The sequence below is a fragment of the Clavibacter sp. AC415 genome (assembly GCF_979252985.1).
In genome coordinates, this window is record NZ_CEEDAR010000021.1 from 15,867 (window position 1) to 38,693 (window position 22,827).

General features: G+C 72.5%; 13 protein-coding genes and 7 pseudogenes. 12 read left to right on the top strand and 8 right to left on the bottom strand.

Annotated elements, in window-relative coordinates:
* Nucleotides 1-39: 39 nt before the first annotated feature.
* Nucleotides 40-1,465: pseudogene (gene glnA / locus ACZ411_RS14640) on the bottom strand (type I glutamate--ammonia ligase).
* 196 nt (nt 1,466-1,661) lie between these two features.
* On the opposite strand from glnA, the pseudogene ACZ411_RS14645 reads away from it, so the two are divergent.
* A pseudogene (locus ACZ411_RS14645) lies at nt 1,662-2,088 on the top strand (RDD family protein).
* A gap of 82 nt (nt 2,089-2,170) precedes the next feature.
* Here ACZ411_RS14645 and ACZ411_RS14650 read toward each other — a convergent pair.
* Together ACZ411_RS14650 and ACZ411_RS14655 are read right to left on the bottom strand one after the other, a co-directional pair.
* Nucleotides 2,171-2,890 (bottom strand): J domain-containing protein, encoded by a 720-nt coding sequence (locus tag ACZ411_RS14650; RefSeq protein WP_464171351.1) that lies wholly within the window; start codon nt 2,888-2,890, stop codon nt 2,171-2,173.
* A gap of 54 nt (nt 2,891-2,944) precedes the next feature.
* Nucleotides 2,945-3,656 (bottom strand): annotated as a pseudogene (locus ACZ411_RS14655) (DUF4191 domain-containing protein).
* A gap of 254 nt (nt 3,657-3,910) precedes the next feature.
* Here ACZ411_RS14655 and ACZ411_RS14660 point away from each other — a divergent pair.
* Nucleotides 3,911-5,539, top strand: coding sequence for a protein kinase domain-containing protein (locus ACZ411_RS14660; protein WP_464171352.1), 1,629 nt, complete (start codon nt 3,911-3,913; stop codon nt 5,537-5,539).
* Between the two features lie 28 nt (nt 5,540-5,567).
* Here ACZ411_RS14660 and sucB read toward each other — a convergent pair.
* The 3 genes and pseudogenes from sucB to ACZ411_RS14675 form a co-directional block, all read right to left on the bottom strand.
* Nucleotides 5,568-7,016: pseudogene (gene sucB, locus ACZ411_RS14665) on the bottom strand (2-oxoglutarate dehydrogenase, E2 component, dihydrolipoamide succinyltransferase); the annotation flags it as partial.
* Nucleotides 7,017-7,070: 54 nt separating this feature from the next.
* Complete coding sequence (gene lpdA / locus ACZ411_RS14670) at nt 7,071-8,444, bottom strand: dihydrolipoyl dehydrogenase (RefSeq protein WP_104290258.1); 1,374 nt, start codon at nt 8,442-8,444, stop codon at nt 7,071-7,073.
* Nucleotides 8,445-8,535: 91 nt separating this feature from the next.
* Nucleotides 8,536-10,044, bottom strand: coding sequence for a leucyl aminopeptidase (locus ACZ411_RS14675; protein WP_464171353.1), 1,509 nt, complete (start codon nt 10,042-10,044; stop codon nt 8,536-8,538).
* A 181-nt stretch (nt 10,045-10,225) separates the two neighbouring features.
* Between ACZ411_RS14675 and ACZ411_RS14680 the strand changes: the two genes are divergently transcribed.
* From ACZ411_RS14680 to ACZ411_RS14705, 6 genes are all read left to right on the top strand, one after another.
* On the top strand, nt 10,226-11,146 hold the full coding sequence (locus ACZ411_RS14680) for a proteasome assembly chaperone family protein (RefSeq protein ID WP_104290256.1): 921 nt from the start codon (nt 10,226-10,228) through the stop codon (nt 11,144-11,146).
* 160 nt (nt 11,147-11,306) lie between these two features.
* Nucleotides 11,307-12,632, top strand: a complete 1,326-nt coding sequence (locus tag ACZ411_RS14685) for an MFS transporter (protein ID WP_464171354.1) — start codon at nt 11,307-11,309, stop codon at nt 12,630-12,632.
* 231 nt (nt 12,633-12,863) lie between these two features.
* Nucleotides 12,864-14,330 (top strand): RNA polymerase sigma factor, encoded by a 1,467-nt coding sequence (locus ACZ411_RS14690; protein ID WP_464171355.1) that lies wholly within the window; start codon nt 12,864-12,866, stop codon nt 14,328-14,330.
* Nucleotides 14,331-14,333: 3 nt separating this feature from the next.
* Nucleotides 14,334-15,254, top strand: coding sequence for a Mur ligase family protein (locus ACZ411_RS14695; protein WP_464171356.1), 921 nt, complete (start codon nt 14,334-14,336; stop codon nt 15,252-15,254).
* Entirely contained in the window at nt 15,215-15,613 is a 399-nt protein-coding gene (locus ACZ411_RS14700) for a MurT ligase domain-containing protein (RefSeq protein WP_464171357.1), read from the top strand. The genes ACZ411_RS14695 and ACZ411_RS14700 overlap by 40 nt, the downstream gene beginning before the upstream one ends.
* Nucleotides 15,610-16,344 carry a glutamine amidotransferase gene (locus ACZ411_RS14705; protein ID WP_104343075.1) on the top strand — a complete coding sequence of 245 codons (735 nt, stop codon included), beginning with the start codon at nt 15,610-15,612 and terminating at the stop codon, nt 16,342-16,344. The genes ACZ411_RS14700 and ACZ411_RS14705 overlap by 4 nt, the downstream gene beginning before the upstream one ends.
* A 100-nt stretch (nt 16,345-16,444) precedes the next feature.
* On the opposite strand, the pseudogene ACZ411_RS14710 reads toward ACZ411_RS14705, so the two are convergent.
* A pseudogene (locus ACZ411_RS14710) lies at nt 16,445-16,673 on the bottom strand (DUF7455 domain-containing protein).
* A 287-nt stretch (nt 16,674-16,960) separates the two neighbouring features.
* On the opposite strand from ACZ411_RS14710, the pseudogene ACZ411_RS14715 reads away from it, so the two are divergent.
* From ACZ411_RS14715 to ACZ411_RS14725, 3 genes and pseudogenes are all read left to right on the top strand, one after another.
* Nucleotides 16,961-17,155 (top strand): annotated as a pseudogene (locus tag ACZ411_RS14715) (ATP-binding protein); the annotation flags it as partial.
* 157 nt (nt 17,156-17,312) lie between these two features.
* Nucleotides 17,313-18,548, top strand: a pseudogene (locus ACZ411_RS14720) (toprim domain-containing protein); the annotation flags it as partial.
* 158 nt (nt 18,549-18,706) lie between these two features.
* Nucleotides 18,707-18,964, top strand: coding sequence for a hypothetical protein (locus tag ACZ411_RS14725; RefSeq protein ID WP_464171375.1), 258 nt, complete (start codon nt 18,707-18,709; stop codon nt 18,962-18,964).
* Nucleotides 18,965-19,046: 82 nt separating this feature from the next.
* Here the strand turns inward: ACZ411_RS14725 and ACZ411_RS14730 are convergent, their stop codons facing one another.
* Nucleotides 19,047-21,593 (bottom strand): DNA gyrase/topoisomerase IV subunit A, encoded by a 2,547-nt coding sequence (locus ACZ411_RS14730; RefSeq protein ID WP_464171358.1) that lies wholly within the window; start codon nt 21,591-21,593, stop codon nt 19,047-19,049.
* Nucleotides 21,594-21,662: 69 nt separating this feature from the next.
* On the opposite strand from ACZ411_RS14730, the gene ACZ411_RS14735 reads away from it, so the two are divergent.
* Entirely contained in the window at nt 21,663-22,802 is a 1,140-nt protein-coding gene (locus ACZ411_RS14735) for an alkaline phosphatase family protein (protein WP_464171359.1), read from the top strand.
* The last annotated feature ends 25 nt before the right edge of the window (nt 22,803-22,827 follow it).

Sequence of the window (22,827 nt, forward strand, 5' to 3'; positions counted from 1 at the left end):
GTGCTGCGGACGGCCGGTCAGGGCACGCCCGGGTGGCGGTCAGACGCCGTAGTACAGCTCGAACTCGAACGGGTGCGGGCGCTGCGCGAGGGGCTTGATCTCCTTCTCGCGCTTGTACTCGATCCACGTCTCGATGAGGTCGGGCGTGAACACGTTGCCGGCCGTCAGGAAAGTCGTGGTCGGCCTCGAGGGCGTCGAGCGCGGCACCGAGCGACGCGGGGACCTGCGGGATGTTCTTGGCCTCCTCGGGCGGGAGCTCGTAGAGGTCCTTGTCGACGGGCTCGTGCGGCTCGATGCGGTTCTTGATCCCGTCGATGCCGGCCATGAGCTGCGCCGCGAACGCGAGGTACGGGTTGCTCGAGGCATCGGGCGCGCGGAACTCGATGCGCTTGGCCTTCGGGTTCGTGCCCGTGATCGGGATGCGGATCGACGCCGAGCGGTTGCCCGCCGAGTAGACCAGGTTGACGGGCGCCTCGAAGCCGGGGACCAGGCGGTGATAGGAGTTCACCGTCGGGTTCGTGAACGCCAGGATCGCCGGCGCGTGCTTCAGGATGCCGCCGATGTACCAGCGCGCGAGGTCGGAGAGCCCGCCGTAGCCGGCCTCGTCGTAGAACAGCGGCTTGCCGTCGTTCCACAGGGACTGGTGCGTGTGCATGCCCGAGCCGTTGTCGCCGAACAGCGGCTTCGGCATGAAGGTGGCCGTCTTGCCCCACTGCTCGGCCGTGTTCTTGACGATGTACTTGAACTTCAGGATGTCGTCCGCCGCGTGCACCATCGTGTCGAAGCGGTAGTTGATCTCGGCCTGGCCGCCCGTGCCCACCTCGTGGTGCGCGCGCTCGAGGATCAGGCCGGCGTCGATGAGCTTGAGGAGATGTCGTCGCGCAGGTCGGCCTGCTTGTCGACGGGGCTGACCGGGAAGTAGCCGCCCTTGTACGGCGTCTTGTTGCCGAGGTTGCCGCCCTCCTCCTCGCGTCCCGAGTTCCAGGCGCCCTCCTCGGAGTCGACGGAGTAGAAGCTCGTGTGCTGGTTCACCTCGTATCGGACGTCGTCGAAGATGTAGAACTCGGCCTCGGGGGCGAAGAACGCGGTGTCGGCGATGCCGGACGCGGCGAGGAACTTCTCGGCCTTCTTGGCCACCTGGCGCGGGGTCGCGGGCGTAGATCTCGCCGTTGCGGGGGTTGTAGATGTCGAACACCATGATGAGCGTGCGCTCGATGCGGAACGGGTCCACGTACGCCGTCGTGACGTCCGGGATGAGCTGCATGTCGGACTCGTGGATGCTCGCGAAGCCGCGGATCGAGGAGCCGTCGAAGAGCTGGCCGACGGAGAAGAACTCCTCGTCGACGGTCGACGCGGGGATGTTGAAGTGCTGCTGCACCCCGGGGAGGTCGGTGAACCGGATATCGAGGAACTTGACGTCGGTGTCCTTGATGAACGCGAGCACCTCGGATGAGTCTCTGAACATGTGGTGTCTCCAAAAGGGGGGCCGGAGCGGATGGGACTGACGGATTCAGCCCCTCCGACCCTAGGGGGAAGGGGTTACCTCGCCATAACCGCCGTGTTTCCGCGATGTTACGCAGGACGGACCCCGGGCGCGTCGCGAGCCGCTGCCACCCCCGGCGGATCAGGGGATCCGCGGGATGCGCGCCTAGGATCGGCAGGTGCCCGCGACTCCCACGTACCCCGAACTCGGCGATCCGTCCCGCAACCGCTGGCCGGGGGAGCGTCGGGCTCCCGGAGCGAGGACGCGGCTCGGTCGCCCGTGCCGGCCGCCGCATCGTGGGCATCTGCATCGACTGGGCCCTCGCGGTGCTCGTCTCCTGGGCCTTCTTCGCCTACGACGCCACGGCGACGCTCGCGATCTTCGCGGTCATGCAGTACGTGCTGATCGTCACCCTCGGCGGGAGCGTGGGGCACGTGGTCCTCGGCATGCGCGTCCGGCCGCTGGGCGGCGGGTACGTGTCGCTGTGGCGGCCCGCCGTGCGCACCGTCCTCGTCTGCCTCGTCCTGCCCGCCGTCGTGTGGAACGCCGACCAGCGCGGCCTCCACGATGTCTTCTCCGGGACTGTCCTCGTCCGCACCTCCTGACCGTCGGAGCGCTCGTGCGACCGGCTGGCCGTCGCACGGAACCGCGTACGCGCCCGAAGGACCCCGAAGGTCGGCCACCGCATCAGCCGGGCTCGCACCCCAGGTAGACGAGCTCCGGGTCGACCCCGCCGAGGACCACACGGGCCGGGGACCCGGCGCGGACCGCGCCGAGCTCCCGGCTCTCCATCTCCCGGCCGTCGTCGGACCGCCCGGTCGTGACCTCGAAGCGGACGAGGGCCGCGCTGCAGTCCTCGGGGGCGATCATGTCGAGGAGGGTGCAGGAGGTCGTGTCCACGCACTCGCTGGCCCGGCTGGCGGGATCGAGGACCGCGACGACGGTGGCGCCCTGCGTGAGGTCGGCACCGACGGTCGTGAACCGGGCGCGCGAGGAGTCCTGGAAGCTCACGAGCACGACGAGCACGCCCGCCAGGGCGCAGACCGCGGCGATCGACGGTCCCAGGCCTCGTCGGGCGCGCTCACGGCGGGAGCGCCCGTATGGCGAGAGCCGCTCGGCCGATGCGGAGGCGGATGGCGGGGGAGGAGATGCGGATGGAGCCGCCGAAGGCGCCGTCCCGGCCGACGGGGACGCCCCGTCGCGCATACGCCGACGCAGCAGCAGCGCGTCACGCGCCAGCGTCAACTGGACGAACCGCTCGTGCGCCGCCCGCAGCTGCTGCGGGGTGGCACCGGGCAGCCGGTCCGGATGCGTCTCCCGTGCACGTCGCGCATACGCGCGGCTGATGGTCGGACGGTCGGCGTCCGCGTCGACGCCGAGCAGCGCCGCAGCGGAGGCCGGATCCATGGGCTCAGCCTGCGCCGGGCGAGGAGCCCGCGCAAACGGCCGATCGGACCTGGATCAGCGTGCCCGCGACGGGCGGACCTTGAACGGGTCGACGCCCTTCGGGATGGGCATGCTGTTCTGGCCGAGGGAGGTCAGGCGGTTGTTCACGGCCATGACCTCCGCCTTGGTGATCGTGCGGGGGAACCGCTGGAGACGCCCCGCCAGCTTGTGGAGCTCCACCGAGTCCGCGTCCGGACCGACGAAGACGAAGTGCACCGCCACGTTGGGGAGCACGCGGGCGATCTTGCGACGCTCGTCCTCGAGCATGCGCGTGGTGCGGCTCTTCGGACCCTCGCCGATGAGAGCCACCCCGGGGCGCCCCACCGCGCGGGTACACGGCGTCCTGCGACTTGCCGTTCACGGCGACCGGCATCTCGCTGCCCACCCATCCGCGCTTCAACGAGCTGCGGAGGACGACGCCGACAGCGCCCGGCTGGCCCTTGATCTGCAGGTAGGCGGCACGCTCCGCCTTCCGCCCCAGGACGATGAGGAACGCGAGGATGCCGGCGAACACGCCCGCGATGACGAACAGGATGGCGGTGAGCCAGCTGCCGCCGGTCGCGAAGACCGCGAGCAGGATGCCCACCACGATGGGGCCGACCAGCGCCAGGAGCATCCACCAGACCGAGCTCTTGTCGTAGCGCCGGGTCATCTGGAAGACCTGCCACATCTGCTTGATGCGGCCGGGTTCCTTGGGTGCCTTCGGAGAGGCTGTCTTGCGGGCCATGATCCCCACGATACCGGTGCCGGGGCCCCTGCCGGGACGTGCGCGACGGTCCATCCGCCCGGCCCCCTCACAGGGCACGGTCACGCGCGCCCGCCCCGGGTGCGCGCGCGAGCCCGGCGGCCGGGCCGCGCCCGCTGCACACTGCCCTCGCCGCGACCCCGCGCCGTCCAGCCGAGGACGCCCACGGTCCGGGGAGGAGAGGACGAGGAGCGATGCACGGACGACGCGAGCGGTATCCGGGGTCGGGCCGGAGGATGTCCGGGGACCGGGCGGAGGCGGGGGACGCTCGACTCGACGAGCGCGCCGGCAGCGTCCGGAGGCGCCGGAGGGACGCCCCCGCGGAGGCGGGCACCACGGTGGCGGGGTACCGGCTCGTGCGGCTCGTCGGGACGGGTGGCGGCTGCCAGGTGTTCCTCGCCCGACCGGCGCATCGGGGGGCGGTGCCGGAGGCACGGGCGGAGAGCGTCGCCGTGAAGATCGTGCCCCCGACGGAGCGCAGCCGGGGCGAGGCGGAGATCCTCGCCCTGCAGTCCGTGGAGTCGGATCACGTGGTCGGCCTCGTCGACGTCGCGACCCTCGCGGACGGCGGCGTCTGCCTCGTGCAGACGCTCGCCGCGCGTGGCACGGCGGCCTCGCTCGTGGCGAGGAGGGGCGGAATCACACCGGGGGAGACGGTGACCCTCGTGGCGTCCATCCTGCGCGGCCTCGGGGACCTGCACGACGCCGGTCTCGCCCACGGCGCGCTCGACCTCGGCCATGTGCTGATCGACGCGTCGGGACGTCCGCTCCTGTGCGGCCTGGGATCATCGCGTCCGTCGACCGGCAGGGACGAGGCGGACGGCCAGGACGGAGACCCGGTCGGGCAGGACCTCGTCCGGGTCGCGCGGATCGCCGAGGCCCTGCGGGATCCGGCGATCGGACGCCCGCGCGTCTCCGACCAGCGGTGGGACGCCTGGGAGGAGCTCCTCGATGCCGTCATCCACGGGGAGTCCGACCTGTCGGCGCACGAGCTCGCGGACCGCCTTCTCGAGGTCGCGGACGCGGCTCCGCTGGCCGAGGCGTCGACGCACGGCGGCGACGGGCTGGCGGGGTGCGCGGTCCGCCTGCCGGACGTCGCACGGCTCGGGCCGGGAGGCACGCAACCGCGTGCGGACGACGACTTCCGCGACGCCCGCGCCCCGCGCCGACGTGGAGCCACCCCGACGGCCTCGGTGCGACGGCACCGGGCGACGCCCGACCGCGCGGCGGTGCGGGCGGCCGGGTGCCTCGGTGCGCTGCGTCACGGGGTGCGTCGCGGGCTGGCCGAGGTCCGACCGCGGGTCTGGGTCCTGGGCGGCGCTGCTCTCCTGCTGGTGGCGCTCGTCGCCTCCGCCCTGCCGACCATGGCGAGCTCCGCCCGTGGCGGATCGGCCGATCCGGCGGACGCGCGGGTCGATGGGGCGTCCGAGGACGTGCCGTCGGACACGGCACCGTCCGCAGCGGCGACGACACCCCCCGTGACGGACGGGGACATCGCCGCCGTCGCCGGCGACGACCCTGCGCTGGCGGCCTCGGCCCTCCTCCGGATCCGTGCCACGTGCGTGCAGGACCGCGACGTGTCCTGCCTCGCGGGAGCGGATCAACTCGGATCCGCCGCGGAGGATGCGGATCAGGCGCTCGTCGCCGGGGGCGCGGGCCCCGGCGCCGCGTCGTCGCACGAGGACGACAGGGTGGGAGGCACGCAGCGGATGGGCGACACCGTGCTCGTCCAGCTCCTCCCGGAGACGGGTTCGGCGGAGCCCCAGGAGGCGGGACCGCCGGAGCCGGAACGCCGACCGGCCTCCCTCCTGATCGTCAGGGGGGAGGCCGGGTGGCGGATCCGGGACCTGATGGACAACCGGTGAGGCGGTCGCTCGTGTCCCGAGCAGGTGGCTAGATGCCGAGGTCGGCGTCGAAGGCGCCCGCCTCGAGTCGGTTCTTCACGGCCACGAGGAACCGCGAGGCGTCCGCGCCGTCCACGATACGGTGGTCGTACGACAGGGCGAGGTACACGGTCGACCGGATGGCGATGGTGTCCTGGCCGTCCGCCGTGATGACCACGGGACGCTTGGTGACGATGCCCGTGCCGAGGATGGCCGACTGCGGCAGGAACACGACGGGGGTGTCGAAGAGCGCACCCCGCGAACCCGTGTTGGTGAGCGTGAACGTCCCGCCCGCGAGCTCGTCCGGGGAGAGCTTGTTGTCGCGCGTCCGGGCGGCGAGGTCGGCGATCTCGGCGGCGAACTGCGCGAGGTTCTTGCCCTCGGCGTTCTTGACCACGGGGGTCAGCAGGCCGCGCTCGGTGTCGACCGCGATGCTGATGTTCTCGTGGTCGGGGTAGACGATGCTGTCACCGTCGACCGTGGCGTTCACGACGGGGTACGCCTTGAGGGCCTCAGCGGCGGCCAGCGCGAAGAACGGCAGGAAGGAGAGCTTCACGCCGGTCTTCTCGAGGAAGTCGCCCTTGACCCGGTCGCGGAAGCGGGCGACCTTGGTCACGTCCACCTCCACCACGGACGTGAGCTGCGCGGTGGACTGCATCGAGACCACGGCGCGGTCGGCGATGAGCCTGCGCATGCGGGACATCTTGGCCGTCGTGCCGCGCAGCGGCGAGGTCTCCAGGGGAGCCGCCGCCGGGGTCGCCGGTGCCGACGCCGCCGGGGCGCTGGACTTGGCGGCTGCCGCCTCCGCGGCAGCGAGCACGTCCTCCTTGCGGATGCGCCCACCGACACCGGTGCCGGTCACGGCGGAGATGTCGACGCCGCGCTCGTTCGCGAGCTTGCGCACGAGCGGCGTCACGTAGCCGGCGTTGCCGGAGGCGGGTGCGGGAGCCGTGGCCGGAGCGGCCGGCGCGGGAGCAGCGGCAGGGGAGGGAGCCGGAGCGGCCGGGGCGGGGGCCGGGGTCTCCTCGGGGGCCGGCGCCTGCTGCTCGGCGGCCGGAGCGGGCTCCGGCTCGACAGGCGCGGGAGCCTCTGCGTCGTCGTCCGCCTCCGTGGACGGCGTCACCTGGTCCTCGACCGCCTCCTCGGCCGGGGCCTCGCTCTGCTGCTCCTCGGCAGCGGCAGCGGGCTCCTCCGCGGGTGCGTCGCCGCCACCCGATCCATCGCCGATGCGCACGAGGACGGCGCCCACCTCGACGGTCTCGTCCTCCTGGACGAGGATCTCCTCGATGATCCCCGCGACGGGCGAGGGGATCTCGGTGTCGACCTTGTCGGTCGACACCTCGAGGAGGGGCTCGTCGACCTCGACGTGGTCGCCGACGTTCTTCAGCCAGCGGGTCACCGTGCCCTCGGTGACGCTCTCGCCGAGTGCGGGGAGGTTGACGGATTCGCTCATGGGGTTGTCTCCTTCAGGTCCGGCTCCGGACCCGGCTCGTGTGTCGGTGTTGACGGGGTGCTAGAGGGCGTGCAGCGGGGTGCCGGCGAGTGCCAGGTGGGCCTCGCCGAGCGCCTCGTTCTGGGTGGGGTGGGCGTGCACCAGGGCGGCGACGTCCTCGGGGTAGGCCTCCCAGTTCACGATGAGCTGGCCCTCGCCGATGAGCTCGCCCACGCGCGCGCCGATCATGTGGATGCCGACGACCGGGCCGTCCTGGACGCGCACGACCTTGACGGATCCGGCGGTGCCGATGATCGAGCTCTTGCCGTTGCCGCCGAGGTTGTACTCGTAGCTCGACACCTTGTCGGCGCCGAACTTCTCGGCCGCCTTCGCCTCGCTGTACCCGACGCTCGCGACCTCGGGGTCCGAGTAGGTGACCTTGGGGATGTTGATGTCCTCGACGACCACGGGCTTGTTGCCCGCGATCTCCTCCGCGACGAAGATGCCCTGCTGGAAGCCGCGGTGCGCGAGCTGCAGTCCGGGCACGATGTCGCCGACGGCGTAGACGCCGGGGACGCTGGTCTGGAGGCGCTCGTCCGTCAGCACGAAGCCGCGGTCGGTGCGCACGCCGGCCTCCTCGAAGCCGAGGCCCTGCGTCGCGGGGCCTCGGCCCACCGCGACGAGCAGGATGTCGGCGTCGTAGGAGGTGCCGTCCTCGAGCGTCACCTGGACGCCCTGGTCGTCCTGCGTGACCGACTTGAAGCGCACACCGAGCGAGAAGGCGATGCCGCGCTTGCGGAAGGCACGCTCGAACTGCTTGCTGATCGACTCCTCCTCGTTCGGGACGAGGTGGGGGAGGGCCTCGATGATCTGCACGTCCACGCCGAACGAGCGCCACACGGACGCGAACTCGACGCCGATGACGCCGCCGCCCAGGATGGCGACCTTCTTCGGGATGTAGTCGAGCTCGAGCGCCTGCTCGCTGGTGATGACGCGGCCGCCGATCTCGAGGCCGGGGAGCGTGCGGGAGTACGAGCCCGTCGCGAGGACGATGCTCGTGCCGGTGATGGTCTGGTCGCCGACCTGGACGGTGGTGCCGGAGGTCAGGCGCCCCTCACCCTCGATCACGGTGATGCCGCGTGCCTTGATGAGGCCCTGCAGGCCCTTGTACTTGCTGGCGACGATGGCCTCGCGGTACGCGGTGACGCGCGCGATGTCCACGCCGTCGAAGGTGACGTTGACGCCGTACTTCTCCGACTCCCGCGAGACGTCGGCCACCTCGGCCGAGTGCAGGAGCGCCTTGGTGGGGATGCAGCCGCGGTGGAGGCAGGTGCCGCCGAGCTTGCCCTTCTCCACGAGGCCCACGGTCTTGCCCAGCTGAACCGCGCGGAGGGCGGCCGCGTAGCCACCGCTCCCGCCGCCGAGCACCACCACGTCAAAGTTCTGTTCCGACACCCAGGATCTCCCTCGTATGCATCAAGGTCGTCTCTTGCGACCGCCCGACCGGGCAGGCGCGGGACCCCCTCAGGAGGCCTCTCCGAGCCTACTACGCGCGGGAAAAACCGGAGGCCAGGGCGAGGAGCGTCCGCACCGCGACACCGGTCGGGCCCTTGCCCGTGAAGCCGTGCCCGCCGCCCTTGTTGTGCGACGGACCCGCGATGTCGATGTGCGCCCACGGGATGCGCGGCGATCCCTCCGCGTCGCCGGTCCGGCCGACGAACTCCTGCAGGAACACGCCCGCGACGAGCATGCCGCCGGCCGGGTTCCCCGGCTTGACGTTGGCGATGTCCGCGATGTCCGAGTTGAGGAGCGCCCGCATCTCCTCCGGCAGCGGCATCCCCCACATGCTCTCGCCCTGGTCGCGTGCGGCGTCGAGGAGCCGGGCGACGAGCGCGTCGTCCCCCATCACGGCCGAGTACCGCTCGCCGAGCGCCACGACCTGCGCGCCCGTGAGGGTGGCGATGTCGACGATGGCGTCGGGGTGCTCCTCGCTCGCCGCGACGATGCCGTCGGCCATGACCAGCCGGCCCTCGGCATCGGTGTTCAGCACCTCGACGGTCGTGCCGCCGCGCATCCGGAGGACGTCGTCCGGGCGGATGGCGGAGCCCGAGGGCATGTTCTCGGCGATGCAGAGCCAGGCGGTGAGCCGGACGGGGAGCTGGAGCCGGGCCGCGGCGACGACGACCTCGAGGATCGTGGCGGCGCCGGTCATGTCGTACTTCATGCCGATCATGGGCACCGCCGGCTTCAGCGAGATGCCGCCGGTGTCGTAGGTGATGCCCTTGCCGACGAGCGCGAGGTGCCGCGTGGCACCGGCGGGGGAGTAGGCGACCTTCACGAGCCGGGGCGGACGGGTCGACCCCTGCCCGACGCCGAGGATGCCGCCGAAGCCGTCCGCCGCGAGCGCTTCCTCGTCCCAGACGCGGACGTCGACGGGCAGCCCGGCCGTGCGCTGGTGGACCGCGTCCACGAACGTCGCGGGGTACAGGTCGATGGGCGGGGTGTTGACCAGGTCCTTGGTGCCGGCGACCGCCCCGGCGACGGCGATGGCGCGGGCCACCGCCTCGTCGGCGTCCTCGGTGGTCCAGGTCGCGCCGTCGGCGAGGACGACGACGGCGGAGGCCCGCGGCTTCTGCCCGGCCAGCGAGTCGCGGCGGTACGCGTCGAAGGAGTAGACGCCGAGGGCGGCGCCCTCGAGGACGGCGGTGAGCTCCGCGAGCGACGCGACGGGGACCGCCACGGCGACGCGCCCGACTCCGCGCAGCTGCCGCAGAGCGGTGCCCGCGGCGTACCGCAGCACGATCGCGTCGAGGGGAGCCGAGCCGACGCCCACGAGGGCGATCGCGCGCGCCGCGGTCTCCGTGCCCGGCACGCGCACGACCTCGTCGCGGGCTCCCGTCACGCCGATGGCGGACAGGCCCTCGGCGTCGAGCTCCACGCCCTCGGGCACGTGCACGCGGATCCCGTCCCTCTCGCTGGAGACGGCGACGACGAGGACGTCCGCCTCCATGTCGGCGGCACGGTCGGGGGACACGGAGAGGGTGGGGAGGGTCATGGGCGCCGAGCCTACCGACGCACGGCGGGCGCGTCCGCCGCTCCGCGCGGGGCGCCGTCCGCGGTGGTCCCGCGGAGCCCCGGGAGCCCCTCGTCCGATGGGCCGGCGTGTTCGCTCTGGGCACCACGCACCGGGTGCCGTCGGGCCGGGGTCGATCGAAGGGCGGCTTTAGGATCGGTGCATGGCTGACGCGGACGGACTGTACGAGATCGACACGGACATCGGCGAGGTGCCGACCGGGCTGCCGCTGGTCGCCGGCCTGACCGGCTTCTCCGATGCCGGCTCCGGGGTCTCGCAGGTCAGCGAGTACCTGCTGAGCACGCTCAGCCACCGCGACGTCCTGCGCTTCGACACCGACACGCTGCTCGACTACCGCGCCCGCCGCCCCACCATCTACTTCGACCAGGACCACCTGGCCGACTACCGGCCGGCCCGCCTCGCCCTGTACCTCGCGCACGACGAGATCGGCCAGCCGTTCCTCCTCCTCACGGGCTTCGAGCCCGACTTCCGCTGGGAGGCGTTCACGGCTGCGGTGCTCGGCATCGTCGACAGGTACCGCATCTCCACCACCACCTGGGTTCACAGCATCCCGATGCCGGTACCGCACACGCGGGACATCAACGTCACCGTCAGCGGGAACCGCTCCGAGCTCATCGACGCGCTCAGCGTCTGGAAGCCGCACACGCAGGTGCCGGCGAACGCCCTGCACCTGGTGGAGCACCGCCTGCACGACGCGGGTCACCCCGTCGCGGGCTTCGTGCTCCTCGTGCCGCACTACCTCGCCGACACGGAGTTCCCCCTCGCCGCGGTCGCCGCGCTCGAGAGCATCAGCGCGGCCACGGGCCTGATCTTCCCCACCGACCGCCTCCGGGAGGAGGGCCGCGACTTCGTGGGCCGGATCGACGAGCAGGTCGCCGGCAACCAGGAGCTCGCGCGCCTGGTGACGACGCTGGAGGAGCGCTACGACAGCTACATGGAGGACACGCCCCTGAAGTCCCCCCTGACCGACGAGGACGGGGCCCTGCCGACGGCGGACGAGATCGCCGCCGAGCTCGAGAAGTTCCTCGCGCGCCGGCGTCCGGCCGACGGCGACCCCGCCTGATCCCGGCTCCCTGAGGCGCGGAGCCGATCGCGCGCGGACGCGGTCGCGTGCTCGCCGTGGCCGCGTGGGGAAGAGCGGCGGGCCCGGCGGCAGTGACAGTGGCGGCAGCGGCAGCGTCAGCTGCGGCGGCGGCGGCGGCGGCGGCGGTATCGTCGTCCCGATGAGCAGCACACGTCGCGCCCGGATTGTCCTCGGCGTCGCGATGGTGGCGTACCTCTCCTCCGTGCTCCAGCGCGGTTCCCTCGGGATCGCATCCGTCGAGGCAGGGGAGCGGTTCCACGCGTCGGCCTCGCTCCTGTCGACGCTGGCCGTGACGCAGCTCGTGGTGTACGCGGCGCTGCAGATCCCGGTGGGCGTGCTGATCGACCGCGTCGGCCCACGGGCGCTGCTGGCGAGCGGCGCGCTGCTGATGGTGGCGGGCCAGGCGACCCTGGCGCTCTCGACGTCCCTCGAGGTGGCCGTGCTCGGGCGCATACTGGTCGGGGCGGGGGACGCGATGACCTTCGTGTCAGGGCTCCGCCTCATCAACTCGTGGTTCTCCGGACCCCGGGTGCCCGTGCTCTCCCAGTGGTTCGCGAACGTCGGCCAGCTCGGCCAGGTCCTGTCCGCCGTGCCCCTCTCCCTGGTGCTGCACACGGCGGGGTGGACTTCCGCCTTCCTCGGCTCCGCGTCCGTGGCCGTCGTCGCGTTCATCGCCGTCGTGGTCGCCGTCCGCGACCGCCCCGCCGGCGACGCGCCGCCCGCACGCGTCCCCTGGGGCGACTCCATGCGCGAGCTCGGGAGGAGCCTCCGTCGGCCGGGGACGCAGCTGGGCTTCTGGTCCCATTTCGTCACGCAGTCGTCCGGCGTCATGTTCAGCCTGCTCTGGGGATTCCCGTTCCTCGTCGGCGGCTTGGGATACAGCCCGGCGCTCGCCTCCGGGCTCCTGATCGTCATCGTGGCGTCGGGCATGGTCGTCGGGCCCGTCATCGGGATCCTCACGGGGCGCTTCCCCTTCCGGCGCTCGAACCTGGTGCTCGGCATCGTCGCCATGATGGGCGCCGCCTGGGCCGTGCTGCTGCTCTGGCCGGGGGTGCCGCCGCTCGCGGTCGTGGTGCTCGTCGTCGTCGCCATCGGCATCGGCGGGCCCGGTTCCCAGGTGGGGCTCGACTTCGCCCGGACCTTCAACCCGCCGCGGAGCCTCGGGGCGGCATCCGGGATCGTCAACGTCGCGGGCTTCACCGCGAGCTTCACGATGATGCTGCTGATCGGCATCGCCCTCGACGTGCAGGACGGGATCCGCGTGGCCGGCGGAGCCCCCAGCGACCTCTACTCGTTCGACTCGTTCCGCATCGCCTTCGCCGTGCAGTACCTGATCGTGGGCTTCGGGGCCGTCATGCTCGTCCGCACGCGACGGCGCACGCGCCGGGTGCTCGCCGACGAGGGAATACGCGTGGGGCCGCTGTGGGTTGCCTACATCGACAGGCGACGCCGACGCCGCGCGTGACATCGCCCGTCACAGGGCAGCCGTGGCTCGTCCGCGCGCCCATCCGTGCAATAATCAGGTACGGACCCGTTCATGTCCTGCATCTCGCACCGCCCAGGTGGTGCACGAGCCGCGGACTTGACATGGGTCCTAGTAATGTCCGAAAACAACCCCGACCCACCTCCGGCAGGTCACCCCGCAGCGAGAACGCGGAGCGCGCGACCGGTCGTCGTGGGGACGAAAGGTGTTCGCATGGCCACCCCCTCCACCCCGTCCGCCACCCTGGACGCGGCTGCCGCGACCAGCACGGCCGACGACGCCGCGACGGGTGAGGCGAAGGCACCCGCGAAGCGCGCCCCCGCCCGCAAGGCCGCCGCCCCCAAGACGGCGGCCGCCAAGGCGCCCACCAAGGCCGCCGCGGCGAAGGCCGCAGCTGCTGCCGCTGCCGAGTCCGACGCTGAGACCGATTCCGCGGACGCCACGGCACCCGCGAAGGCGCCGACCGCCCGCGCCAAGGCCGCCGCCGCCAAGAAGGCCTCCGCCGCAGCCGGCGAAGCCGCACCCGCCAAGGCGCCGCGCAAGACCGCAGCGAAGAAGACCGCCGCCGCGGGTCCCGGCGAGGCGTCCGACGACGAGGGCGACGACGTCGTGGTCCCCGTGGCCGAGGACGACTCGGAGGACGAGGCCGTCGAGGAGGGCGGCGCCGTCACCCCGCCCGTCGTGCTCGAGCCCCTGCCGACCGGTGCCATGGTGCTGTCGAACAAGGAGGAGGACGAGGACGTCCCCGTCTACTCGACGACCATCACGGGCGCCACCGCCGACCCGGTCAAGGACTACCTGAAGCAGATCGGCAAGGTGGCGCTGCTCAACGCGGCCGAGGAGGTCGAGCTCGCCATGCGCATCGAGGCCGGCCTGTTCGCCGAGGACAAGCTGGCGAACACCCCGGGCATCTCGCGGGAGCTCGAGCGCGAGCTCCGCTGGGTCGCCCGCGACGGGCAGCGCGCCAAGAGCCACCTCCTCGGCGCCAACCTCCGCCTGGTGGTCAGCCTCGCGAAGCGCTACACGGGTCGCGGGATGCAGTTCCTCGACCTCATCCAGGAGGGCAACCTCGGCCTCATCCGCGCGGTCGAGAAGTTCGACTACACCAAGGGCTTCAAGTTCTCCACGTACGCCACGTGGTGGATCCGCCAGGCCATCACCCGCGCCATGGCCGACCAGGCCCGCACCATCCGCATCCCCGTGCACATGGTCGAGGTCATCAACAAGCTCGCCCGCGTCCAGCGGCAGATGCTCCAGGACCTGGGCCGCGAGCCCACGCCCGAGGAGCTGTCGCGCGAGCTCGACATGACGCCCGAGAAGGTCATCGAGGTCCAGAAGTACGGCCGCGAGCCCATCTCGCTGCACACGCCGCTCGGCGAGGACGGCGACAGCGAGTTCGGCGACCTGATCGAGGACACCGAGGCCGTGGTCCCCGCGGACGCTGTCGGCTTCACCATGCTGCAGAAGCAGCTGGAGTCGCTGCTCGACTCCCTCTCCGAGCGCGAGGCGGGCGTCATCCGCATGCGCTTCGGCCTGGGGGACGGCATGCCGAAGACGCTCGACCAGATCGGCGACACGTTCGGCGTCACGCGCGAGCGCATCCGCCAGATCGAATCGAAGACCATGGCCAAGCTCCGCCACCCGTCGCGCTCGCAGTCGCTGCGCGACTACCTCGAGTAGGCCGTGCCGCTGCGCCTCGCCGTCGCCGCAGGACGGGCCGCCCGCTGGGCCGCTCGTCTCCGCGGCGGCGGTTCCGCCGTGCCCGGCGTCGTCGCCCTCCGCCTCGAGCCCCGCTTCCTCGAGCGGACGATCGCCGGCCTCCCGCACGGCGTCGTCGCCGTCACGGGATCGAACGGCAAGTCCACGACCACCCACATGCTCACCGGGATCCTCCGTGCGCACGGGCTCCGGGTGTTCACGAACCCCTCCGGCGGGAACCTGCCGCAGGGCATCGCGTCGGCCGTGCTCGCCGACGCCGACGCCTCCGGCCGGCTCGACGCCGACGTGGCCGTGCTCGAGGTCGACGAGGCCTACGGCGTCGCGCTCTCAGCGCTGCTCACGCCGCGGACGGTCCTGCTCCTCAACATCCAGATCGACCAGCTGAACCGCTTCCACGAGCCCGACCGCGTCGTCGGCATGCTCGAGCGGATCGCGGCCACCGCGACGGAGGCGGTCGTCGCGAACCGCGACGACGCGCACGTCAACGCCCTCGCGGCGCAGACGGCACGGTCCGGTGCCGCTGCGGTCGACTGGTTCGGCGTGTCCGAGGAGCTGCTCGGCGACAGCAAGCACGGGCTGGCCTCCGCCCCGCGGTTCGGATCCGAGGCACCGGACCTCGTCCAGGTGGCCGCGGGCGTCGAGGCCGTCGCGCTCACCGGACGCGACGCGGTGTTCCGGCTGCCGTCCGGCGACATCCCCGTCACGCTCCCGTCCCGCGGCCTGCACTACGCCGTGGACGCCGCGGGCGCGCTCGCGACCGCGCGCCGCGTGCTCGGGGAGCGCTTCGACCCGCTGCTCGCCGCCGAGGGGCTGGGTCCGTCGCCGCCGTCTACGGGCGCGGCGAGATGCTGCGCGCGGGCGACGAGGACATCGAGATCATCATGATGAAGAACCCCGCGAGCCTGCAGATGAACCTCGACGCGCTGGGCGATCCGCCCGAGCAGGTGCTGCTCGCCGTGGACGACGGCACGCCCGACCCGTCGTGGATCTACGACACCGACCTGTCCGCGCTGACCCACGCCGACGTCGTCTCCGGCACGAAGGGCTACCAGCTCGCCGTCCGCTTCGGCTACGAGGGCCTCGAGGTGGGGCGCGTCGAGCCCGACCTGCGCCGTGCGGTCCAGACGTTCCTCGCCATGGAGAGGCCGTCGCGCGGGGTCAAGACCATGATCGTCAACTACGAGCAGATGATGGCCATCCGCCGCATCCTCGGCTACACGGACCTCGAGGGAGGACCCGCGTGAGCGACGCCCTGCGCATCCTGCACCTCTATCCCGACGAGCTCGGGATCAACGGCGACCGGGGCAACGTGACGGTGCTGGTGGAGCGGGCGCGCATCCGCGGCATCCGCACGGAGGTCGTGCGGCACGCTCCGGGAGGCGGCCACCCCGGCGGCGCGGACCTCGTCGTCGTGGGATCCGGGCCGCTGACGGCGCAGCGCGCCGTGCTCCCGGACCTCGTCTCCCACGCATCGCACCTGATCGCGCTGCAGGGCTCCGGCGTCCCCGTCCTCGCCGTGGGCGGCGGGCTCCAGCTGCTGGGGGAGTCGGTGCGGCTCCCGGACGGCGGCGAGCTGGTCGGTGCCGGAGTCCTCCCGGTGCGGACGACGCTCACTGCCGAGCGCCGGGTGGGCGACCTCGTCCTCGACACCCCGGACGGCGAGCTCGTCGGCTACGAGAACCACGGATCCACGCTCGACATCGGGGATCATCCGCCCCTCGGCACCGTCCGCGCGGGGTTCGGCAACTCGGGGCCGGGCGGCGGCGAGGGCGTGCGCGTCGGCGCGTCGATCGGCACGCACCTGGGCGGGCCCGTGCTGGCGCTCAACCCGCGGCTCGCCGACGAGCTCCTCGCTGCGGCGCTCGCGCGGCATGGACGCGAGCTGTCGGCGGACATCTCCGGCGTGCTGGACCGCCTCGACGGGTGGGCGCGCGAGGCGCGCGCCACGGTCGCGGCCCGTCCCGCGCACTACTGAGGCGCGTCGGCCGGTCGAGGCAGGACATGCAGAAGGGCGCGTCCCCCGCGGGGGACGCGCCCTTCGTCGTGCGTCGGCGTGAGCCTCGGCGCGTGGCGCCCTAGGCGCGCTCGTCGAGCAGGCGGCTCGACTCGTCGTGCCAGCTCGTGGCGATGGCCGACAGCTTCTCCTGGTACTTCTTGCCCGTGGTGGGCGCAGAAGAGGAGCTCGGAGCTGTTGACCTCGACTCGGATGTAGGCCTGCGCGCCGCAGCTGTCGCAGCGGTCGTTGGCGGTGAGCTGGTGGTTGTCGAGCTCGTCCACGGGACGCTCGGTGGCGGTCGGTGTCATGTGATGCTCCCCTCCGGGTCGGGTCTGGGTCGAGCCGAATGCGTCAAGTACACCACGTGCTCCCGGGTGCCGGCTCACCCTGCGGCCGCCGTTTCGCTCTGCGCGTAGGCGCAGGCCGGGGACGGCGGGTCGGAGGGGGAGGCACCGGGTGGCGGTTAAGATCGACACCGGCTCGCGTCCGGCGATCGCCGGACGCACATGGAGGACAGCACGTGGCAGCATCCGATTATTCCGCCCGCCATCTCTCCGTCCTCGAGGGGCTCGAGGCGGTGCGCAAGCGGCCCGGCATGTACATCGGATCCACCGACTCGCGCGGGCTCATGCACTGCCTGTGGGAGATCATCGACAACAGCGTCGACGAGGCGCTCGGCGGGCACGGCGACCGGATCGACGTCCGGCTGCATGCGGACGGCAGCGTCGAGGTGCGGGACACCGCACGCGGCGTCCCCGTCGACATCGAGCCCGAAGACCGGGTTGTCGGGCGTCGAGGTCGTCTTCACGAAGCTCCACGCGGGCGGCAAGTTCGGGTCCGGCTCCTACGCGTCGTCCGGCGGCCTCCATGGAGTGGGCGCCTCCGTCGTGAACGCGCTGTCGGAGCGCCTGGACGTGGAGGTGGACCGCGGCGGGCGCACCCACGCCATGTCGTTCCGACGCGGCGAGCCCGGGATCTTCGACGACCAGGGCGAGCCGAGCCCCGACGCCCCCTTCCGGCCCTTCACATCCGGCAGCGAGCTGCGGGTGGTGGGCAAGGTCCGCAAGGGCGTCACCGGCACGCGGATCCGCTACTGGGCCGACCGGCAGATCTTCACCCGCGGGGCGTCGTTCCTCACCGAGGAGCTCCTCGGCCGCGCGCGGCAGACCGCCTTCCTGGTGCCGGGGCTCAGCATCGACATCGAGGACCTCCGCGGGGAGCAGCCGGTTCGGGAGTCCTTCCGCTTCGACGGGGGCATCGCCGAGTTCGTCGACCACCTCGCCGTCGACGCGCCGCTCACCGACACCTGGCGGCTCGAGGGGTCCGGCACGTTCACCGAGACGGTCCCCGTCCTCACCGACGGCGGCGCCATGGTGCCGACGGAGCTCACCCGCGAGTGCGCGGTCGACATCGCCCTGCGCTGGGGCACGGGCTACGACACCCGGTTCAAGTCCTTCGTGAACATCATCGCCACGCCCAAGGGCGGCACGCACCAGGCCGGGTTCGAGGCGGGGCTGCTGAAGTACGTCCGCGCGCAGGTGGAGGCCAACGCCCGACGGCTGAAGGTCGGCACCGACAAGCTCGAGAAGGACGACGTGCTCGCGGGGCTCACCGCCGTGCTCACCGTGCGGTTCCCGGAGCCGCAGTTCGAGGGGCAGACCAAGGAGGTCCTCGGCACGCCCGCCGTCCGCGCGATCGTCTCCCAGGTCGTCCAGAAGGCCATGGCGGAGCGCTTCGCGTCGCCGCGCCGCGAGGACAGGGCGCAGACCGCCGTGCTGCTCGAGAAGGTCGTCGGGGAGATGAAGTCGCGGATCTCCGCGCGCACGCACAAGGAGACGCAGCGCCGCAAGAACGCCCTGGAGTCCTCGTCCCTCCCGGCGAAGCTCGTGGACTGCCGCTCCAACGACGTCGCCAACAGCGAGCTCTTCATCGTCGAGGGCGACTCCGCGCTCGGGACGGCGAAGCTGGCGCGGGACAGCGAGTACCAGGCGCTCCTGCCGATCCGGGGCAAGATCCTCAACGTGCAGAAGGCATCGCTGCCCGACATGCTCTCGAACACCGAGTGCGCGTCGATCATCCAGGTGCTGGGTGCCGGTTCCGGGCGCACGTTCGACCTGTCGGCAGCACGCTACGGGAAGATCATCATCATGAGCGACGCGGACGTCGACGGCGCCCACATCCGCACGCTGCTGCTCACCCTCTTCTTCCGCTACATGCGGCCCATGATCGACGAGGGGCGCGTCTTCGCCGCCGTGCCGCCGCTGCACCGCGTCGTGATCATGAACCCGGCTCGAAGCCCAACGAGGTCGTCTACACGTACTCCGAGCGCGAGCTGGCGGCGGTGCTGGCGCAGGCCAAGAGGCAGGGCAAGCGCTACCAGGACCCGATCCAGCGCTACAAGGGCCTCGGGGAGATGGACGCCGACCAGCTCGCGACGACGACCATGGACCGGCGGAACCGCACCCTGCGCCGCGTGCGGGTGGACGACGCGGAGGCGGCCACCCGCATGTTCGAGCTGCTCATGGGCAACGACGTGGCCCCGCGCAAGGAGTTCATCATCGACGGCGCGGGAACGGTGCGCGACCGCATCGACGTGTGACGGGAGGCGCGGCAACGCCGGACGCGCGGCCGGCCGCGGACCCATGGGTCCGCGGCCGTCCGCGTCGATGCCGATCGGCGCGTCAGGTGTCGAGGGGCGCGGACCCGTCCTCCGCCGCGGACTCGACGACGCCCACGGCCGCGCCGGACGCCGCATCCGGCGCCTCCGCGGGCGTGACGGCCTGGCCGACGCTGCCGACGGACTTCTCGAGCGGGATGCCCGAGCCGTCGCGCTTCATGCCCGTGGGCGGCAGCTGCCGCACCTCGCCGGCGGGGCCGACCGCGAGGGCAGGGCCCGGGCCGACCCAGGCGAGCGCCAGGTGGTCCTCGCCCTTCAGGTACGCGTGCGCGCGCACCCCGCCCGTGGCGCGGCCCTTCCGCGGGAAGTCCGCGAAGGCGGAGACCTTCGCGCGGCCCGGGTCGACGCCGGAGATGGTGGCGGACGACGCCGAGATCGTGACGACCTGCGCTCCCTCGGGCGCGACGGAGGAGAAGAACACCACGCGGGCGCCCGCGCCGAGGTTCACGCCGGCGACGCCGCCGGCCTGGATGCCCTGCGGACGGACGGAGACGGCCGGGAAGTGCAGCAGCTGCGCCTCGCTGGTGACGAACACGAGCTCGTCCGTCTCCGCGCCCTGGCGCGCGCCGACGACCTCGTCGCCCTTCTTGAGCGCGATCACCTCGTACTCCGGCTTCGCGGGCAGGGCGGACGGGGCGACGCGCTTCACGACGCCCTGGCGGGTGCCGATCGCGATCGCCTCCTCCGTGCCGAGCGCCACGAGCGCCACGACGCGCTCCTTCCTGTCGGTGAGCCCGAGGTAGTCCCGGATGCGGACGCCCGCGCCGAGCTGCACGCTCGCCACCGGGACCACGGGCAGATCGACCGGCGTCATGGTCACCAAGCGTCCCGTGCTCGTGATCGCCCCGATCCGCGTGCGGCTCGTCGTCTCGATCGCGGTGAGCACCGCGTCGTGCGAGCTCCGGCGGACGGCCTGGAGCGGCGTGCCCGGCGCGTCCGTCGGGAGGTCGACCCGCACGGCCCGGCCCGTCGTCGAGAGCAGCACCCGGCACGGCACGTCGGCGATCTCGAGCACCGGCGCGGACCGCCGGCTGGACGCGCCGGCGACGCTCGGCGCCGCCTCCGTGAGGAGGGTCCGCCGCGGCGTGCCGAAGCGGTCCGCGACCTCCTGGAGCTCGGTCGAGACGAGTGAGCGGAGGCGACGCGGGTCGGCGAGGATCGCCTCCAGCTCCGCGATCTCGGCCTGGAGCCGGTCGCGCTCCTCCTCGAGCTCGATGCGGCTGAACCGCGTGAGCCGGCGGAGGCGGAGCTCCAGGATGTAGTCGGCCTGCAGCGTCGACAGGTCGAAGACGTCCATGAGGCGGGCGCGCGCCTGCTCGGTGTCGTCGCTGCCGCGGATGACCTGGATGACCTCGTCGATGTCGAGGATGGCGATGAGGAGCCCCAGCACGAGGTGCAGGCGCTCCTGCCGGCGCGCCAGGCGGTAGCGCGTGCGCCGCGTGACGACGTCGAGCCGGTGCGCCACGTAGACCTGGAGGAGCTCCTTCAGGCCCAGGGTCTGCGGGCTGCCGTCGACGAGCGCGACGTTGTTGATGCTGAACCCGTCCTCGAGCGGCGTGTAGCGGTACAGCTGCTCGAGCACCGCCTCGGGGTTGAAGCCCGTCTTGATCTCGATGACCAGCCGGAGCCCGTGCGTGCGGTCGGTGAGGTCGGTCACGTTGGTGATGCCGGACAGCTTCTTGTTCTGGACGCCGTCCTTGATCTTCTCGATGACCTTCTCGGGCCCCACGAGGTACGGCAGCTCGGTGACGACGAGACCCGACTTCCGGGGCGTGAGGCTCTCGACCGAGACGCGCGCGCGGGTCTTGAAGCTGCCCCGGCCCGTGAGGTACGCGTCCTTGACGCCCTGGAGGCCGATGATGGTGCCGCCCGTGGGGAGGTCGGGCCCGGGCACGAACGCCATCAGGTCGTCGAGCGACGCGTCCGGGTGGTCGATGAGGTGGCGTGCCGCGCCGACGACCTCGATGAGGTTGTGCGGCACCATGTTCGTCGCCATGCCGACGGCGATGCCGCTCGCGCCGTTGACCAGCAGCTCGGGGAACGCCGCCGGCAGGACGGCGGGCTGCATGAAGGCGTTGTCGTAGTTCGGGACGAAGTCGACGACGTCCTCGTCGAGCCCCTCCACCATCGCGAGGGCGGACGCCGCGAGGCGCGCCTCCGTGTAGCGGGGCGCGGCGGGCCCGTCGTCGAGGGAGCCGAAGTTGCCGTGGCCGTCGATGAGGGGGACGCGCAGCGTGAACGGCTGCGCCATGCGCACCATGGCGTCGTAGATGGCGGTGTCGCCGTGCGGGTGGAGCTTGCCCATCACCTCGCCGGTGACGCGGGCCGACTTCACGTGCCCGCGGTCAGGGCGGAGGCCCATCTCGCTCATCTGGTAGAGGATGCGGCGCTGGACGGGCTTCAGGCCGTCGCGTGCGTCGGGCAGGGCCCGCGAGTAGATGACGGAGTACGCGTACTCGAGGAACGAGTTCTCCATCTCGGTGGAGACGTCGACGTCCTCGATCCGCTCCGCGGGATCGTCGGGCGTGGTGTTCGTGGTGGAGGGACTCATGGACTCTCTGGGTCGGGATCGGCGTCGCGGCGCGGATGCGCGCGGGGCTGCTGTGGCAGACTGGGCCGGATGGCCCCCATGCTACCGGCGCCCGGATCCGGCCGGATGAGCCTCACCGCGGTTATGCCCGGCTGCCTCGCCGCCCTCGCGGGGGAGGAGTCGGAGGCCGGCCTCCCGCCGGTGGACCGCGCGGTTGTCGTCCTCGTCGACGGGCTCGGGTCCGCCGCCCTCCGCTCCCGCGCCGGCCACGCCCGACATCTCGTGCAGGGGTGGCGCAAGCGCGACGTGGTGGACGTCGGCTTCCCCACGACCACCGCCGCGAGCATCACGTCGCTCACGACCGGCGTCCGCGCCGGGGAGCACGGCCTCTTGGGCTACAGCGCGCTCGACCCCGCCCACGACCGCATCCTCAAGCTGCTGTCCGGGTGGGACGCACGGAGCGTCCCCGAGCAGTGGCAGCCCGTGCCGACCGCCTTCGAGCGCGCGACGGCAGCGGGGGTGCCGGCCTTCGTCGTCGGGTCCTCGCGGTACGCCGGGTCCGGCTTCTCCCGCGCGGCCCTCCGCGGGGCGGTCTTCGTCCCGGCGGAGTCGATCGCCGACCGGTTCGCCGCGACGCGCGCGCTCCTCGACCGTGAGCCGCGCGCGCTCGTCTACCTCTACGTCCCCGAGCTCGACCAGGCGGCGCACGCGCACGGCTGGCAGTCGGACCGCTGGCTGCGCATCCTGGAGGAGCTCGACGCGGCCGCCGGCCCGTTCCTCGACCGCCTCCGCCCTCGCGAGGGCGCGCTGATCACCGCCGACCACGGCATCGTCGACGTGCCGGCCGCGTCGCAGGTGCTGTTCGACCGGGTGCCGGAGCTGGTCGCCGGGGTGCGCCACGTGGCAGGGGAGCCGCGGTGCCTGCACCTCCATCTGGAGCCGGGCGCGGATGCGGACGCGCTGGCCGAGGCGTGGCGGGCGTCGGAGGGCGTGCGCGCCCACGTGGCGACGCGCGCGGAGGCCGTGGACGCGGACTGGTACGGCCCGGTGCGGGAGGGCGTCGGGGCGCGCATCGGCGACGTCGTCGTCGCGACCCGCGCGCTCATCGCCTACTACGACGGACGGCCGCGCGACCAGGGCGCGCGGCGCATGGTGGGCCAGCACGGGTCGTTCTCGGACGAGGAGCGCCTCGTCCCCCTCATCCGGGCCGGCGCCTTCGCACGCGGCTGACCCGGCACCGGTCGCACGCGGCCGG